Annotated in this window: 14 protein-coding genes and 1 pseudogene; 7 read left to right on the forward strand and 8 right to left on the reverse strand. The window is 66.8% G+C overall.

Going from position 1 to position 13,988, the window contains the following annotated elements; genetic code table 11:
* The 3 genes from ABIS05_RS04765 to ABIS05_RS04775 form a co-directional block, all read right to left on the reverse strand.
* On the reverse strand, window positions 1-854 hold an 854-nt coding region (locus tag ABIS05_RS04765; RefSeq protein WP_348013199.1), incomplete at its 3' end, for a molybdopterin-dependent oxidoreductase.
* 282 nt (window positions 855-1,136) lie between these two features.
* Window positions 1,137-1,607, reverse strand: coding sequence for a TIR domain-containing protein (locus ABIS05_RS04770; protein WP_348013200.1), 471 nt, complete (start codon window positions 1,605-1,607; stop codon window positions 1,137-1,139).
* A gap of 2 nt (window positions 1,608-1,609) precedes the next feature.
* Window positions 1,610-3,049, reverse strand: a complete 1,440-nt coding sequence (locus tag ABIS05_RS04775) for an SIR2 family protein (protein WP_348013201.1) — start codon at window positions 3,047-3,049, stop codon at window positions 1,610-1,612.
* 175 nt (window positions 3,050-3,224) lie between these two features.
* Here ABIS05_RS04775 and ABIS05_RS04780 point away from each other — a divergent pair, with 175 nt between their 5' ends.
* Window positions 3,225-3,689 carry a hypothetical protein gene (locus tag ABIS05_RS04780; protein WP_348013202.1) on the forward strand — a complete coding sequence of 155 codons (465 nt, stop codon included), beginning with the start codon at window positions 3,225-3,227 and terminating at the stop codon, window positions 3,687-3,689.
* A 166-nt stretch (window positions 3,690-3,855) separates the two neighbouring features.
* Here the strand turns inward: ABIS05_RS04780 and ABIS05_RS04785 are convergent, their stop codons facing one another.
* The 4 genes and pseudogenes from ABIS05_RS04785 to ABIS05_RS04800 all read right to left on the reverse strand — a co-directional run.
* Window positions 3,856-4,887: a UPF0149 family protein gene (locus ABIS05_RS04785; RefSeq protein WP_348013203.1), complete on the reverse strand. Its 1,032-nt coding sequence runs from the start codon at window positions 4,885-4,887 to the stop codon at window positions 3,856-3,858.
* Window positions 4,884-5,078 (reverse strand): hypothetical protein, encoded by a 195-nt coding sequence (locus tag ABIS05_RS04790; protein ID WP_348013204.1) that lies wholly within the window; start codon window positions 5,076-5,078, stop codon window positions 4,884-4,886. The genes ABIS05_RS04785 and ABIS05_RS04790 overlap by 4 nt, the downstream gene beginning before the upstream one ends.
* A 10-nt stretch (window positions 5,079-5,088) precedes the next feature.
* The gene (locus tag ABIS05_RS04795; protein WP_348013205.1) at window positions 5,089-5,301 is read right to left on the reverse strand and encodes a PDDEXK nuclease domain-containing protein; all 213 of its coding nucleotides are present in this window, start codon (window positions 5,299-5,301) and stop codon (window positions 5,089-5,091) included.
* A gap of 73 nt (window positions 5,302-5,374) precedes the next feature.
* Window positions 5,375-5,581, reverse strand: a pseudogene (locus ABIS05_RS04800) (DUF1016 N-terminal domain-containing protein); the annotation flags it as partial.
* On the opposite strand from ABIS05_RS04800, the gene ABIS05_RS04805 reads away from it, so the two are divergent.
* From ABIS05_RS04805 to ABIS05_RS04815, 3 genes are all read left to right on the forward strand, one after another.
* The gene (locus ABIS05_RS04805; RefSeq protein WP_348063217.1) at window positions 5,507-5,716 is read left to right on the forward strand and encodes a hypothetical protein; all 210 of its coding nucleotides are present in this window, start codon (window positions 5,507-5,509) and stop codon (window positions 5,714-5,716) included. The pseudogene ABIS05_RS04800 and the gene ABIS05_RS04805 overlap by 75 nt on opposite strands.
* A gap of 160 nt (window positions 5,717-5,876) precedes the next feature.
* On the forward strand, window positions 5,877-7,217 hold the full coding sequence (locus ABIS05_RS04810; protein WP_348013206.1) for a sigma-54 dependent transcriptional regulator: 1,341 nt from the start codon (window positions 5,877-5,879) through the stop codon (window positions 7,215-7,217).
* The gene (locus ABIS05_RS04815) at window positions 7,214-8,581 is read left to right on the forward strand and encodes a PAS domain-containing sensor histidine kinase (RefSeq protein ID WP_348013207.1); all 1,368 of its coding nucleotides are present in this window, start codon (window positions 7,214-7,216) and stop codon (window positions 8,579-8,581) included. The genes ABIS05_RS04810 and ABIS05_RS04815 overlap by 4 nt, the downstream gene beginning before the upstream one ends.
* Here the strand turns inward: ABIS05_RS04815 and ABIS05_RS04820 are convergent.
* Window positions 8,544-9,512 carry an AEC family transporter gene (locus tag ABIS05_RS04820; RefSeq protein WP_348013208.1) on the reverse strand — a complete coding sequence of 323 codons (969 nt, stop codon included), beginning with the start codon at window positions 9,510-9,512 and terminating at the stop codon, window positions 8,544-8,546. The two genes, ABIS05_RS04815 and ABIS05_RS04820, sit on opposite strands and share 38 nt — an antisense overlap.
* Window positions 9,513-9,619: 107 nt before the next feature.
* On the opposite strand from ABIS05_RS04820, the gene ABIS05_RS04825 reads away from it, so the two are divergent.
* The 3 genes from ABIS05_RS04825 (at window position 9,620) to ABIS05_RS04835 (ending at window position 13,883) form a co-directional block, all read left to right on the forward strand.
* Window positions 9,620-10,576, forward strand: a complete 957-nt coding sequence (locus ABIS05_RS04825; RefSeq protein WP_348013209.1) for a hypothetical protein — start codon at window positions 9,620-9,622, stop codon at window positions 10,574-10,576.
* 80 nt (window positions 10,577-10,656) lie between these two features.
* Window positions 10,657-11,262 (forward strand): PEP-CTERM sorting domain-containing protein, encoded by a 606-nt coding sequence (locus ABIS05_RS04830; protein WP_348013210.1) that lies wholly within the window; start codon window positions 10,657-10,659, stop codon window positions 11,260-11,262.
* Window positions 11,262-13,883, forward strand: coding sequence for a hypothetical protein (locus ABIS05_RS04835; RefSeq protein ID WP_348013211.1), 2,622 nt, complete (start codon window positions 11,262-11,264; stop codon window positions 13,881-13,883). The genes ABIS05_RS04830 and ABIS05_RS04835 overlap by 1 nt, the downstream gene beginning before the upstream one ends.
* Window positions 13,884-13,988: the final 105 nt, after the last annotated feature.

Genomic DNA, 13,988 nt, shown 5'->3' on the forward strand with positions numbered 1-13,988 from the left:
AAGTCCCCGCCCACCTTGAGCTGGAAGTAGTGGCTGCTGATCGGCGAGTCGCCCAGCGTGGCCATCTCCAGCGCGTTCTGCGGGTCGGCAAAGCGCTCCAGGCCCCGCTCGCGCAGCGGGTTGAAGCTGACGATGCGCGCCCCGCGTTTGCGCGCCGCGCGCAGTTCGCCCAGCATGCGCGGGTGGTTGGTGCCGGGGTTCTGGCCGAAGACGAGGATGCAGTCGGCCTGCTCGAAGTCCGCCAACGTCACCGTGCCCTTGCCGACGCCGACGGTCGGCTTCATCGCCGCGCCGCTGGGCTCGTGGCACATGTTGGAGCAGTCGGGAAAGTTGTTGGTGCCGAACTCGCGCACGAACAACTGGTAGAGGAAGGCGGCCTCGTTGCTAGTGCGGCCCGAGGTGTAGAAGATGGCTTCGTTCGGGCTCGGCAGCGCCCGCAGTTCGGCAGCGATCAGCGCGAAGGCGGCGTCCCAGGTCGTGCGCTGATAACGGTCGGTCTCGGCGTCATAAAGCATGGGCGCGGTGAGCCGGCCAGTGGCTTCCAGTTCGTAGTCCGACGCCTCGGCCCATTCGGCCAACGTCTTCGCGCCGATGACCTCCGGCGTCGCCCGCCGCGCGGTGGCCTCGGCGGCCACCGCCTTGGCGCCGTTCTCGCAGAACTCGAAAGTCGAGCGATGGTCCCGGTCCGGCCAAGCGCAGCCGGGGCAGTCGAAACCATCCGTCTGGTTGGCGTGCAGCAGGGTCTTCGCGCCCTTCACGGCCACGCCCTGCTCGTTCAAATGCTTGGCCACGCTCTTCAGCGCGCCCCAGCCACCGGCGGGGCCGTCGTACAGCTCGATCTTCCGTTCGCTCATGGCGGGGCAGCCTAGCACTGCGTTCCGCTCGGTACATGCATTGGTCAACGGTGCTGGCGGCGGTGGCGCCTGAGCAGCCGCGCCGACGATGTCCGCACTTCATGACGAACAGTGCGGGTCGATGGCTTTCAGGCTGATTGCTGACAGCCAGAGCTTGTCTGGATATTCGCGAATGTCTTAAACGGAAACACGCGAGCAATAGCGATCGGCGGATCGATCTGTAGCTGGAGCTTGCACCCCATCGGAGTGCAGGCCCAAGCCACTACCGAGCAACTCTGTTACTTACTGCGCAATCGCAGCTTCGACCCAGACCGAAAGGTTCTTTGCGATGTCGTTGTATGCATCATCTGACTTCGGGTCGTAGACCTTGGGAACAAATGAGACTCCGTTACGTGAGAGTCCGAGGCCTACAAAGGGATTAGTGCCCTTGGTGCAGGTTCCCGACTTCGGGTCCTTGAGGTTGTGCACATGGATTCCCAGCACACCTTTGCCATCCTTCACCGCCTTCTTTATTTCGTACTTAACCCACTTCCGGCTCGCGGTCTCGGTACCGATCAGCACCACCACGCAAGACTTGCCGCCGATGTTGTCGTCAATCCACTTCTCGACAGATGCATCGCTCTTCTTCAGGTCCTCCCATGTATTCGGCGAAACTGGCTCATTACCCTCGATAACTCCCATATTTCTGACCTGTTGGACCCGAAATACGTCATTGTTAAAATGAAAACTATAGAATATTTTGCGTTTAGCCATGATTATTTATTCAGATACTGGAGGATGTGGACAATCTTCTTAATGAGGTCTGGGTGATCGATATTTTTATTGCCTAATTCCTTCACAAGAGAAACTATCCCGGGGGTGCGACCGTAAATCGTCTTGGATGACGCCATGACCTTATTGAAGAGCGTCTCGGCCGCATACCCAGTGACTCCGATGGGGATTGGCACTAGACCACGCTCAATTGCAATCTCAAACTCCCGAATGACGCCATTGGCTTCGATAATCGTCTTCTCTGGACCGATCTTGTTGCCGAAGATGAAGATGGCGATTCCTCCGAGCGAAATCATGCGTTGTCGGTACTGCTCCCAAAGCATTGGAAGTTGTTTCGCATCCTTTGCGAACTGGGGGAATGGCCTCATCACTAACTGATCTTCGGAATATTTCTCGGGTGAAGCGTAGATGGCTTCAAGTGCTCCGTTGATAACGGCACTACCAATCCCCCAGCCGAATCCGTTCACAACACGGAAGTTCGCTCTCACCAAAGCGGCGGACATGTTGTGGACAAACTGCTGCGCAGCGGGCCGATCCCAAGCTCCGAATTCTTCCGCACTGCCCGAAATAAACACTGTTCGCTTGCGAAATCTGACTTCAATCTCTTCAAGAATTTTTTGAATCTCGCTGTAATCGTCGATCAGCAAGGTCTGGATACCGAAGCGCTTAAGGTCTGCGATTCGAAGTTCGAGCTTACGATTTCGATATGCCGCCGCATTCTTCTTCTCGCGTGACACACCCTTGTCTTTTTTCATGAAGCAGTAATGCTGCTTCTTGTCGGCGTCAGGACTGACGTATAAGCGGCTTAATACGTAATCTAGATTCGGATCACTGAAGCTGAAGCCGATAAACAGGAATGTCTTTGAAACGAGGTCGCCGCTGAGTGCCGTAATGAACCTTGCATGCGTATCGTGATAGCGCTCGTATTGTTGCTTTGAGAGAATAGCTTGACCGGGTTCCGTTACGTCTCCATGCATCTTGTAAACGACTGCGTCACGCTTCGGTCGCGTGTGGTTGAGTTGTTTTACGCTGTGCTTGATGTCTGCGATCTTGAAGGCCGCCTTCAGTGCGTCCTCGATCAGGCTGTCATAGTTTGTGGTCCAGTAGGTTCGAATCGGCAGTCTGGCCAAAATGCTATGCGAAGACGACGGTTCCGCTTGCGCCGAGAACTCTTCAAGAATTTTCCGCGCCAAGCCAGCGTTCGACTGACGCTCATTGACATGAAACTGAGCAAGAGAGATCAGGTCGTGCTCAAACTTAATGTCAAGACCAAGCTCCGTAGCTATATCTCGTAAGAGTTCTGGCCAATCCACATACCCAGCGTTTTTTGACATCCCAGCGCCGGCGAACACCGCTACGTTGTTCTCCTCGAGATCCTTGACGAATAGTTTTATGAATGCTTCTATCGGCGGGCTGAAGATCATCTTGACTTTCGAGTGGAGCAGTTCAACCGCTGCCAAACAAACTCTATACACTGCTAGGGAGAAGGTGCAGGTGGAAACCCTCCTTTCGAAAATATGTGAATAGTGCCATCGCGTTCCAAATATCAGCATGAGCATGCACCGCAATCACCGGAGTGAGGGCAGCAGCGTGAACACGATGTGTGCTCGCCTCCGCGCCACCCTGGGTCTGTACCTGTGTCTCGCCCTCGTCGCCTGCAGTGAGGTCGCCAACGGCCCCGGCATGATCAGCCAGCGCATCGGCGATCTGGTGCGTGACCCGGGCGCGAAAGAGGTGGACCTCGGCAAGCTGACGAGCTTCGGCTGGGACCGCTTCGTCTTCTTCAAGCCCGGCACCAGGCGCGAAGAGATCTGCGACTTCATCGGCGCCAACCGCAACTCCTGCGGCCGCATCGTCCGCTACACCGTCGTGCCGGAGGACTGCGTGGCCCTCGCCTTTGCACTGGACGACCGGCTGACCCACACCGAACTGCACGCGCTGGCCAACGGCCGCTTCGACTTCACACCACCGCCTGCGGGCCAGCCCCGCTCGGCCGCCGTCTTCCGCATCCGCCGCGAGACCTCGCCCAACGGGCCGGACCGCGCCTGGCTGGAACCCAAGTGAACATGCGACGAGTTCTGATCATCGACCACCACCCGGCGTAGGCCGGGCGCTGGAGCTGCTGCTGTCCCTGCACGACATCGAGGCCAGCGTCGCGGTGAGCCCCGAGGCGGGCCTGGCCTGTTGGATACGCGGCGTCGGCCATCTTGCGTGTGTCCTGAAGGGCAGTTCAGTGCAGTTCGGACGGCGCGCCGCAGCACTTCTTGAACTTCTTGCCGCTGCCGCAGGGGCAAGGCTCGTTGCGGCCCACCTTGGTGCTCATCCGTTTCGCCACGTGCTGCTCGGCCACGGCCTGCCGCAGCGGCAGCCAGAAGGCATGGATGCGCATCAGGCTCTCCTCAATCTGCGCAGCCAGCGCCGCGCGCTGCGCGGGTGTGCGGGTCAGCTCGTCCTGGTCGGCCGAGAACTCGTCTGCGCCCAGCAAACCAATGGGCCGGTACCAGCGTGAGCCGTCCGGGTGGTTGAACAGCGCTTGCCACGCCGCCTGGCTGAGCTTGACGCCTTCGGTGAACCCGTAAGCCCACATTTCCGCGTCTTCAAACTCGCCCGCAGCGCCGTAATGAACCGTGGGCCAGAAGGGCACCAGCACCGGCGGGCGGTGCTCAAAGCCAGACACGATGCTGTTGAAGTGGCGCATCACCAAACCCAGCAGGTGGTTGGCTTGATGCATGCCGTCCACAGGCGGCGGCATGGCGCCGCCCGCCTGGCCCCACACCCGGGGCAGCCACTGGCTGGGCATCACCGTTTGCGGCCCAATCGCCAGGGCGTGCAGAAAGCCGTCGAGCGTGTCCAGCGTCATGCTCTCGTCGGCATCCAAGGCCAGCAGAACGCTTTCCAGTTCGTCCAGTTCCTCGTCTGCCAGTGGCGTCATCATGTCGTGTACGCCGCCCGGCAGAGGGGGATGGCTAGCGTGCCCCTGATGGCGCATCAGCTCGGGCTCGGCTTTCTTGGCTGCCTGCTGGGCGACGGTCACAAAGCTGTGAACGCCGTCGGTCTCAATCGCCGCCATGGCCGCTGCCAATGCGGCGGTGTCGGTTTCAAACGCCTCGTGCCACACCGTGGACGTGCGCAGTTCGTCCTCGATCTCCAGAATCCAGGGCTCGCCCGCGCCACGGTAGATCTCGATGCGCAGCGTGTGCCCGTCGGCGCTGTGGGTTCGACACAGCGGCGAGTAGATGAGTTGGGTGTCGTCGTCGGTCATGATTGTTTTTCAGTGCTGCCCAGGTGCCTCTGGGCTTCGATGTCTTCGCGGTCACGCTGCAGCTCCAGCCGCAGCTCTTCTTCGCTCGGCAGGATCAGGCGGTATTTGCTGGCGAAGAGTTGTTCGCTGCCATTGAGCACGGAGTAGCGCGCCACCGATTTGTCTTTGCTGCCGCACAGCAGGATGCCCACGGTCGGGTTGTCACCCTCGCCCCCCTCGCAGCTCGTCATACATGCGCACATACATGTCCATCTGGCCCACGTCCTGGTGCATCAAGGGCCCGGTCTTCAGGTCGATCAGCACAAAGCACTTGAGCAGGTAGTTGTAGAACACCAGATCGATGTAGAAGTCCTGCGTCTCGGTGCTGATGCGCTGCTGGCGGGAGACAAACGCGAAGCCCTTGCCCAGCTCCATCAGGAACAGCTGCAGCTTGTAGCAGCAGGCGGTAGTGTGTCCAGCTCAATTCGCGACGCAGCGCGTCGCGAATTGGGAATGCTTGATAGAACCCGCGCATGTGGCGCAGATTGCTGGCGTCAAAACCGCGCCCAAACTCCGCCGACAACGCCTGCCCCAACTGCGGCAACAAGCGCTGCCCATAAGCCGCTCGCAGCGCCCCGCCTTGCTCGAACTCCACGATATGCCGCCCGATGTGCCAGCAGGTCTGCACCTGCACCACGTCCACCGCTCGCAGCACCTGCTGGTGTGCATCGGCAATCAGCTGGCGAAGGGTGCCCAGCAAGGGCGTCAGGCCCTCGGCGGCAGTGCTGGCTTCACCGGCTTTCTTGAGCTGCCGAGGGGCGGAAGCCGAGTCGTAGGTTTGCTTGGTTGAGGGCATGGGGCAGCGCTGGGGAACTGTCGCGATTCTGGCTTGGCGCAGTGAGCGCAGCCGCCAATGCGGGCCGCTATCCTCGCCGCATGCATCTCTGCCTCCCCACCTGCAACAACATCGCCAAAGGATCGCGCCTGATGCGGCCGGCGCCCACGCAGCCATGAGGCGCGTCCTCATCATCGACGACCACCCCGGCGTGTGCCAGGCGCTGGAGCTGTTGCTGTCCCTGCACGACATCGAAGCCAGCGTCGCGGCCAGCCCAGCAGAAGGCCTGGCGCTGCTGGAGACGCGGCCGTTCGGACTGGTCATCCAGGACATGAACTTCACGGCCGACACGACCTCGGGCGAGGAAGGCGAGTCCCTCTTCCGCGCCATCCGCGCCAAGCGGCCGGACCTGCCCATCATCCTGCTGACCGCCTGGACGCGGCTGGACGCGGCGGTGGCACTCGTCAAAGCCGGCGCGGCGGACTACCTGGCCAAGCCGTGGGACGACGCCAAGCTCGTGGCCACCGTGGAGAACCTGCTGGAGCTGGGCGAGGCCAACCGCGAGATCGCGCAGCTGCGCGAGGCCCGGCGCGAGCGGCGTGCGGCGCTGGGGCGGCGCTACAACCTGGCCGGTGTCGTGTTCGGCTCGGACGCGACGGCCAATCTGCTGGAGCTGGCCGGCCAGATCGCCGCCGCGCCGGTGCCGGTGCTCATCACCGGGCCCAACGGCGCGGGCAAGGAGCGCATCGCGGCCTTCGTGCATGCGAACTCGGCGGGCAAGGACGGCCCCTTCGTCGCATTGAACTGCGGCGCGTTGCCGGCCGATCTCATCGAGGCCGAACTCTTCGGCAGCGACAGCGGCGCCTACACCGGCGCGGCCAAGGCGCGGGTGGGCCGCTTCGAGGCGGCGGACGGCGGCACGTTGTTCCTGGACGAGATCGGCAACCTGCCGCTGGCCGGCCAGGTGAAGCTGCTGCGCGTGCTGGAGACGGGCCAGTTCGAGCGCCTGGGCAGCAGCAAGACGCGCCAGACCCGCGTACGCGTGCTGAGCGCGACGAATGCGGACCTGCGCGCGATGGTCAAGACCGGCGCCTTCCGCGAGGACTTGTTCTACCGCCTCAACCTCATCGAGCTGAAGCTGCCGCCACTGGCCGAGCGGCGCGACGACGTGTTGCCGTTAGCCGAGCACTTCCTGGCCGGCCGCGCACGCCTGGGCGAAGCCGCACGCGAGGCGCTGCTGGCCCACCGCTGGCCCGGCAATGTGCGCGAGCTGAAGAACGCCGTTGAGCGCGCGGCGCTGCTGTGCGGGGGCGGCGAGATCACGCCGTCCTTACTCGGGCTGGACGATGCGGCCAGCAACGGCAGCGGCTATCGCAATCTGGATGAGCCGAGCCGCGAGGCCGTCATGGCGGCGCTGGCCACGGCGGGTGGCATCGTCAGCCGCGCGGCGACGCAGCTCGGCCTGTCGCGCCAGGCGCTGTACCGGCGACTGGAGCGTTACGGGATTTCATCTTGACCTTGTCGCTGCGCGCCCGCGCCCTGCTGGCACTCGCCACGGCGGCCGTCGTGCCGCCGATGGTCATCCTCGGCGTGCGCCGAATGGGGCTGGAATCGGGCACGGCGCTCGCCGTCGCCGTGCTGGTGATGCTGCCGCTGCTCGCCTGGTTGGCCGCCGCCTGGCTGGCCCCGCTGCTGCGGCTGACGCGCGCGCTGGAGGGCGCCGTGCTGAGCTACCGCGATGGCGACTTCAGCCTCAACCTGGCGCCCGACGGCCCGCGTGAGCTGAGGGCGCTGACCCGCCTGCACGCCGACATGGGCACAGCCCTGCGCGAGCAGCGCCAGCACCTGGCCCAACGCGAGCTGCTGCTGGACACGGTGGTGCAGAACACGCCCGTCGCGCTGGTGCTGACGTCCCCCAGCGGCCGCATCGCCATCGCCAACCTGGCGGCGCGCCAGTTGCTGGGGGACGGCCGCAGCCTCGTCGGCCTGGACATGGCTGCCGTCATCGCGCCGCTGCCCGAGGCGCTGCGCGAGGCGCTGGCCAGCGAGGCGGACCAGCTCTTTGCCGTGACGCTGGAGAACGGAGTTGACAAGGGCGTGGAAGAGACCTTCCACCACAGCACGCGCGCCTTCCGCCTGCAGGGCCAGCCGCACCGGCTGCGGCTGCTGCGGCGCATGACGCGGGAGCTGTCTCGCACCGAGGTGGCGACGTGGAAGCGCGTCATCCGCGTGCTGAGCCACGAGCTGAACAACTCGCTGGCACCGATCTCGTCGCTGGCTCACAGCGGCGCGGAGCTGGCCCGGCGCGGCGACACGGAGCGGCTGCCGCAGGTGCTGGCCAGCATCGGCGAGCGGGCCGCGCATCTGCATGGCTTCCTGAGTGGCTACGCGAGCTTTGCCAAGCTGCCGAACCCGCGTCGCGAGGCGGTGGAGTGGGCGCCGTTCCTGAACCGCCTGGCCACGCTGGGCGAGTTCAACCTCGACGGTGAGGTGCCTGCGGAGCCGGGCTGGTTCGACGCGGCGCAGGTGGAGCAGGCGCTGCTGAACCTGATCAAGAACGCGCACGAGTCGGGCAGCGAGCCGGACGAGATCGCGCTGCGGCTGGCGCAGACTGCGGCCGAGCTGCGCATTGAGGTGCTGGACCGCGGCCCCGGCATGAGCGAGGCGGTGCTGGCGCAGGCGCTGCTGCCGTTTTATTCCACCAAGCGCTCCGAGCCCGGATCAAAACCTGGTAACCAAGGCGGCACCGGCCTGGGCCTGGCGCTGGCCCGTGAGATCGCCGAGGCGCATGACGGCCGCATCGCGCTCGGCAACCGCGATGGCGGCGGCCTGCGCGTGGTGATCAGCTTGCCGAGATCAGGATTGCCGCCAGGCCGCTGAACGTCAGGAAAGCCAGCGCCGTGGACGCCAGGATGATGCGGGCAATGCGGCCGTTGTCGGCGCCGTAGCGTTCGGCCAGCAGCGACACATTGCTGGCGCTGGGCAGCGCGGCCGCCAGCGTCAGCGCGATGAGCTGGCCTTGCGACAAGGGCGCACCCAGCCAGCGCGCGGAGGCCGCCAGCGCGAACACCAGCGCCGGATGCAGCAGCAGCTTGATGGCCGCGACCGGCAGGTAGAGCGACGGCGGCGTGACCCGCCCGGCGGCGCGGTTGGCACGGCCCGAGCGGCTCAACACGGCGCCGATGGTGAACAAGGCCACCGGCGAGGCCGCGTCGGCCAGCATCGCGACGGTCTTGTTCAAGGGCCCGGGCAGCTGCAGGTCCAGCGCACCCACGGCGGCCCCGGCGGCGATGGCCCAGGGCAGCGGGTTGGAGCCGGCGGCTTTCAGCGCCTGCACGAAGGCCGCCCGCTCCGCGCGCAGGTTGGTGCCGGCCCGCGCCAGCGCGATGCAGACCGAGCTGGTCACGAACAGATCGGCCAGGATGGTGCTGATGACGACGCCGGCCGATGCACTGCCCAGCAGCGCGACGATGAGCGGCACGCCCATGAAGCCGGTGTTGGGAAACGCCGCCACGAGCGCGCCTAAAGCGGCGTCCTTCATGCCCACGCGCGGCGACAGCGTGACGGCCACCGTGAAAAACACGATCAGCAGCGCCGAGGCCACGTAGACGCCGAGCAGCGCCGGGTTGAGCAGCTCCAGCACCGGCGTGTCGCGCCCGAAGCGGAACAGCAGGCAGGGCAGCGCAAAGAAGAGCACGAAGCCGTTGAGCCCGGGAATGGCGCTGTCGGGCAGCGGCCCGCGCTCGGCGGCCAACCAGCCGCACAGCACCAGCGCGAAGAAGGGAAAGGTGGTGGCGAGGACGGCGAGCATCGGGCGCGGAGTATCGACCGCGTGAGCGAATGCGCGACCGCACCGGCTTTGTGACGGCGTGGGATGGCAAGCGCCTACGGGTCCCCCCTAACATGCCGCCGATGCGCATGCCCAACCTTTCCCTGCCACCGCCCGCCGGAGCCGCCCCGCTGGACGAAGGCCAGGCGCTGGGCGTGTGGCGGCTGGAGAAGCCGCTGCCCGACGGCGAGCAGGCCCATGCCGGCCAGTGGTACAGCGCCCACCACGCGATGGCCACCGCACAGAAGGCGGCCGTTCTCGTGCTGGACCGCAGCGACCTGGGCGCCGGCGTCATGCTGCGCTATGCCGACCAGGCCGGCGACCTCGCCCGGCTGCAGCACCCCCACATCGCCGTGCCCAGCGACAGCGGCGTGACGCCCGACGCCCACCCCTATCTCATCCTCGAAGGCGAGCACGGTGAGCCGCTGCTGCCTCGGCTGCAGGCCTTAAGCCTGCGCCAGCGCATCGAACTGCTGGTGCAGCTCTGCGAGGCCCTGCGCTCCGCCCACCAGCAGGGCTGGCTGCTGTCCGAGCTGGACCCGGCCATGGTGTGGCTCGGCGCCGACGGCGACGTTCGCCTGATGGGCCTGGGCCTGGCCCGCATTCCCGACCCCACCGACCCCTTTGACCGCGGCCTGAGCCTGGGCGCATCGCCCGCCTTCATCGCACCCGAGCGCCGAGGCGGCGAGCCGCCCAGCCTGGCCAGCGAGGTCTACGGCCTGGGCGCCCTGGCCCGCGTGCTGATCTGCGGCTGGGAAGACACGCCCAAGGGCCCGGCGCCGCTGCGCGGCAGTGCGGCAGACCAATGGCCGAAGCTGCGCGAGGCGCAGCAGATCAAGCTCGACGCCGTGTTGCGCTCGGCGATGGCCGAGTCGCCCGAGCTGCGCACGCGCGGCGCCGAGGAACTGGCCGACGAACTGCGCGAATGGCTGGGCCTGAGCCCGCAGCGCAGCGCCGCCGCGCCGGCCGACCTGGCCGACCTGGCCCGGCCCAAGCCGCCGGCCTGGTGGAAGCGCTGGCTGCGGCCGGCGCAGCCGCGCGCTTAGCCGGCGCGTAACGCGGGCTTCTCGGGATGCGCCCATCGCGGCGCTGCGCAACAATGCGCGCCCCACCTGCGGAGGTTCCCATGGCCCGTCGTTCGCTGCTGATCGCGTCGCTGATCGCCCTTCCCATGGCCGTGACGGCCGCCGGCTTCGACGCGGGCGACGAAGGCTGGGCCACGCCAACCGGCGGCACCCAGACGTGGCAGGGCAGCGGCGGCAACGGCGGTGGCTGGCTGCAGATAGAAGACATCGACGGCAACACCGACATCCTGCTCACCGCACCCTCGGCCTGGCTGGGCAACTGGTCGGCCTACCTGGGCGGCACGCTGTCCTTCGATGCCAAGAAGGTCAACGACGTGTCGAACGACTGGCCGGGCTTCGGTGAGATCCGCATCAGCGGCCCGGGCGGCAGCGTGCTGCTCGACGTCGCCGAGGCCGGCCAGCCCGTGGGCGAAGGCGAGTGGCATCGCTACAGCGTGGCACTGACGCCTGCGGCCGGCTGGGGCCCGTCGCTGGCCAGCGTGCTCGCCAACGTGACCAGCCTGACCATCAACGGTGAATTCCACGCCGGGCCGGGCGAGGTGGTCGGCTTCGACAACATCCAGGTCACCGCCGTGCCCGAGCCGGCCAGTGCGGCGCTGCTGCTGGCCGGCATCGGCCTGCTGGCCTGCCTGCGTCGCAAACGCTGATGGCCGCCGTCGGCGCCGCGCCCGCGGCCGGTTTTATGGGGCTGGGCGAGCTGCAGCTCAGGCTGCCCGCCACCAAGATGCAATGGCTGGCCGTTGTGGCCGGCCTGGCCCTGGGCGTGCTCGGCGCCGAACTGGCCTGGCACCACCCTTTGTCCGGCCCGCTGGCGCTGGCGGCCTGGGGTGCGACCGTGCTGCTGGCGGCGCTCTTCTGGGTCAAGACGCCGGTGCTGCTGTTCGCGCCGCTGCCGCTGATCGGCCTGGCGCCGTGGAGCGGCTGGATCACTTTCGAGGAGATGGATCTCCTCGTCACGGCTTGCGGCTGCGGCGGCTATCTGGCCTACGCGCTGCAGCTCAACGCACGCGACCGCGCGCCGGCCTGGCGGCATGCCCTCGTCTATTCACCGGCCGTGCTGGTGCTCATCCTGGCGCTGGCGCTGTCGGCGCTGTGGAGCGTGAAACGCGGCTTTGCCGATGCGGGCGGCTTCAGCTTCGGCTGGTTCCACGGCTACCACGAGGCCATGAACTCGGTGCGCAACGGCAAGGCCATCTTCCTCGTGCTGGCGCTGCTGCCGCTGTGGACGGCTGCGGCGGCCGCCCGCCCGCGCGGCTTCTCGCGCGGCCTGCTGCTCGGGCTGGTCATCTCGCTGGCCGCCGGCAGCGCCGCCGCGCTGTGGGAGCGGCTGGCCTACACCGGCCTGCTGGACTTCTCCACCGACTACCGCACCACCGCCCTGTTCTGGGAAATGCACGTGGGTGGCGCCACGCTGGACGGCTTCCTGGTGCTGACGCTGCCCTTTGCGTTGCTGGCCGTGCTGCGTACGCGCTCGCCCTGGCAGTTCGGCGTCGGAATGATCATTGCGCTGCTGGCGGCCTATGCCTGCCTCACCACGTTCTCGCGCGGCGTCTACCTGGCGCTGCCGCTGGCCCTGGTGCCCATGGTGCTGCTGGCCGACGCCCAGCGCCGCCGCGCGGCCTCGTCAGGCCCGGAAAGCAGCCACATCGACAGCACGCTGGGCGCCGTGGACGAACCCATGCCGCGCCTGGCCAAGTTGGGCGCGCTGGCCATGGCGGGCGCCTTCGCGCTGGCGGCGGCGCTGGTCTTCGGCGGCGGCGGCTACCGTGGGCTGCTGGCGCTGTTCTTCGTCATGGTCATCCTGTTGACCATGCCGGCCAGCCTGTGGCGGCCCGGCCTGGGGCAGCGGCTGACGGCCCTGCTGATGGGCGGCGTGCTGGCGCTGCTGCTGGGCGGCGCGAGCTGGGCGCTGTCGATGGCCGTGCCCAAGGCGGCCTATGTGCTCAACGGCGTCGCGCTGCTGTGCTGCGCGGCGCTGCGCTGGCGCAACGTGCCGGGCCAGACGCGCCCCGTCTACGTGGTGCTGATGACGGCGGCCTGGTTCTGGCTGGTAGCCACGATGGTCATCGTGGCCGACTACTGGGGCGGCACGGCCGGCCGCTGGACGGCGCTGGCCGCCGGCCTGGCACTGGCCGGCCTGTGGGCCGCCATGCTGCTGGAGCCGCGCCTGTGGCCGCTCACCAGCACCGGCAAGGCCGGCTGGCGCAAGCGCGCGCTGCTGGTGGCCGGGCTGCTTCTGGTGATGGCCGTCGTCGCGGCCCTGGGCGGTGGCGCCTACCTGCGCGACCGCGTCGCCACCTGGAAGGAAGACGGCCATACCCGCCTGACCCATTGGCACGACGGCCTGCGCCTGCTGCACGGCGGCCGGCAATGGCTGCTGGGCAAGGGCAGTGGCCGCTTCGTCAGCAGCAATCTCTACGAAGGGCCGCCTGATTCGCAGATTGGTGACTACCGGCTGCGCACCGACGAGGCCGAGGCCTTTCTCGCGCTGACCGGTGGCCGCCACCTGCTGGGGCGGGGCGAGCAGTTCCGCCTCAGCCAGCGCATCGTCGCGCCGGCGCACGGGCCGGTCACGCTCACGCTCGTCCACCGCGTGGCCGCCGACACCAACCTCGTGCTGGACATCTGCGAAAAGAACCTGATCTACCCAGACAACTGCACTGGCACCGAAGTCACACTGGCGCCTGCCAAACCCGACGTGCCGCCCGATCTCACGGCCGACCTACCGCCGACCCGTCCGAACGACATGGGCACCTGGCAGACCCGCCAGATCCGCGTCGGCGACGTGGCCAACCTCGGTGGCGACTGGTGGGCGCCACGCTTCGTGACCTTCTCGATGGCACTGAACACGCGCGGCGGGCGCCTGGACATCGCCCGCATCGCGATGCAGGACTCGCAAGGCCACCAGTTGCTCGTCAACGGCGACTTCAACCGCGAGATGGCGCACTGGTTCTTCTCCAGCGACCGCTACCACCTGCCCTGGCACATCAAGAATGCGGCGCTGCATGTGCTGTTCGAGCAAGGCCTGGTGGGCCTGGCGCTGGTGGGTTCGGCCTATCTGCTGGCCCTGGTGCGGCTGAGCTTCGGCCGCGGCCGCGACCACCCGCTCGCCCCAGCCATCGTCGCCGCGCTGATCGGCTTCGGCGCCGTGGGCGCCTTCGACAGCCTGCTGGACGCGCCGCGCATCGGCTTCATCTTCTTCACGCTGCTGCTGCTGGGGCTGGGGTTAAGGGCGCTACCGGGAGAGGGCGTGGCCAGAGTGGCATGATGTGCGCCCCTCGTCCAAGGCGTACCTTGGCCGGTCCCCCGAGGGGACGGCGATGCTTGCCGGATTGACCGGCAAGCACATCGCCAAGACGGGCCGGCTTGGGAG

The organism is Roseateles sp. (assembly GCF_039929605.1).
In the GTDB taxonomy this organism is placed as follows: domain Bacteria; phylum Pseudomonadota; class Gammaproteobacteria; order Burkholderiales; family Burkholderiaceae_C; genus Pelomonas.

Excerpts from the sequence above, each read along its gene's own strand:
- ABIS05_RS04770 (WP_348013200.1), bottom strand. The coding sequence starts at position 1,607 with ATGGCTAAACGCAAAATATTCTATAGTTTTCATTTTAACAATGACGTA.
- ABIS05_RS04775 (WP_348013201.1), bottom strand. The coding sequence starts at position 3,049 with ATGATCTTCAGCCCGCCGATAGAAGCATTCATAAAACTATTCGTCAAG.
- ABIS05_RS04780 (WP_348013202.1), top strand. The coding sequence starts at position 3,225 with ATGTGTGCTCGCCTCCGCGCCACCCTGGGTCTGTACCTGTGTCTCGCC.
- ABIS05_RS04785 (WP_348013203.1), bottom strand. The coding sequence starts at position 4,887 with ATGACCGACGACGACACCCAACTCATCTACTCGCCGCTGTGTCGAACC.
- ABIS05_RS04795 (WP_348013205.1), bottom strand. The coding sequence starts at position 5,301 with ATGGAGCTGGGCAAGGGCTTCGCGTTTGTCTCCCGCCAGCAGCGCATC.
- ABIS05_RS04810 (WP_348013206.1), top strand. The coding sequence starts at position 5,877 with ATGAGGCGCGTCCTCATCATCGACGACCACCCCGGCGTGTGCCAGGCG.
- ABIS05_RS04820 (WP_348013208.1), bottom strand. The coding sequence starts at position 9,512 with ATGCTCGCCGTCCTCGCCACCACCTTTCCCTTCTTCGCGCTGGTGCTG.
- ABIS05_RS04825 (WP_348013209.1), top strand. The coding sequence starts at position 9,620 with ATGCCCAACCTTTCCCTGCCACCGCCCGCCGGAGCCGCCCCGCTGGAC.
- ABIS05_RS04830 (WP_348013210.1), top strand. The coding sequence starts at position 10,657 with ATGGCCCGTCGTTCGCTGCTGATCGCGTCGCTGATCGCCCTTCCCATG.
- ABIS05_RS04835 (WP_348013211.1), top strand. The coding sequence starts at position 11,262 with ATGGCCGCCGTCGGCGCCGCGCCCGCGGCCGGTTTTATGGGGCTGGGC.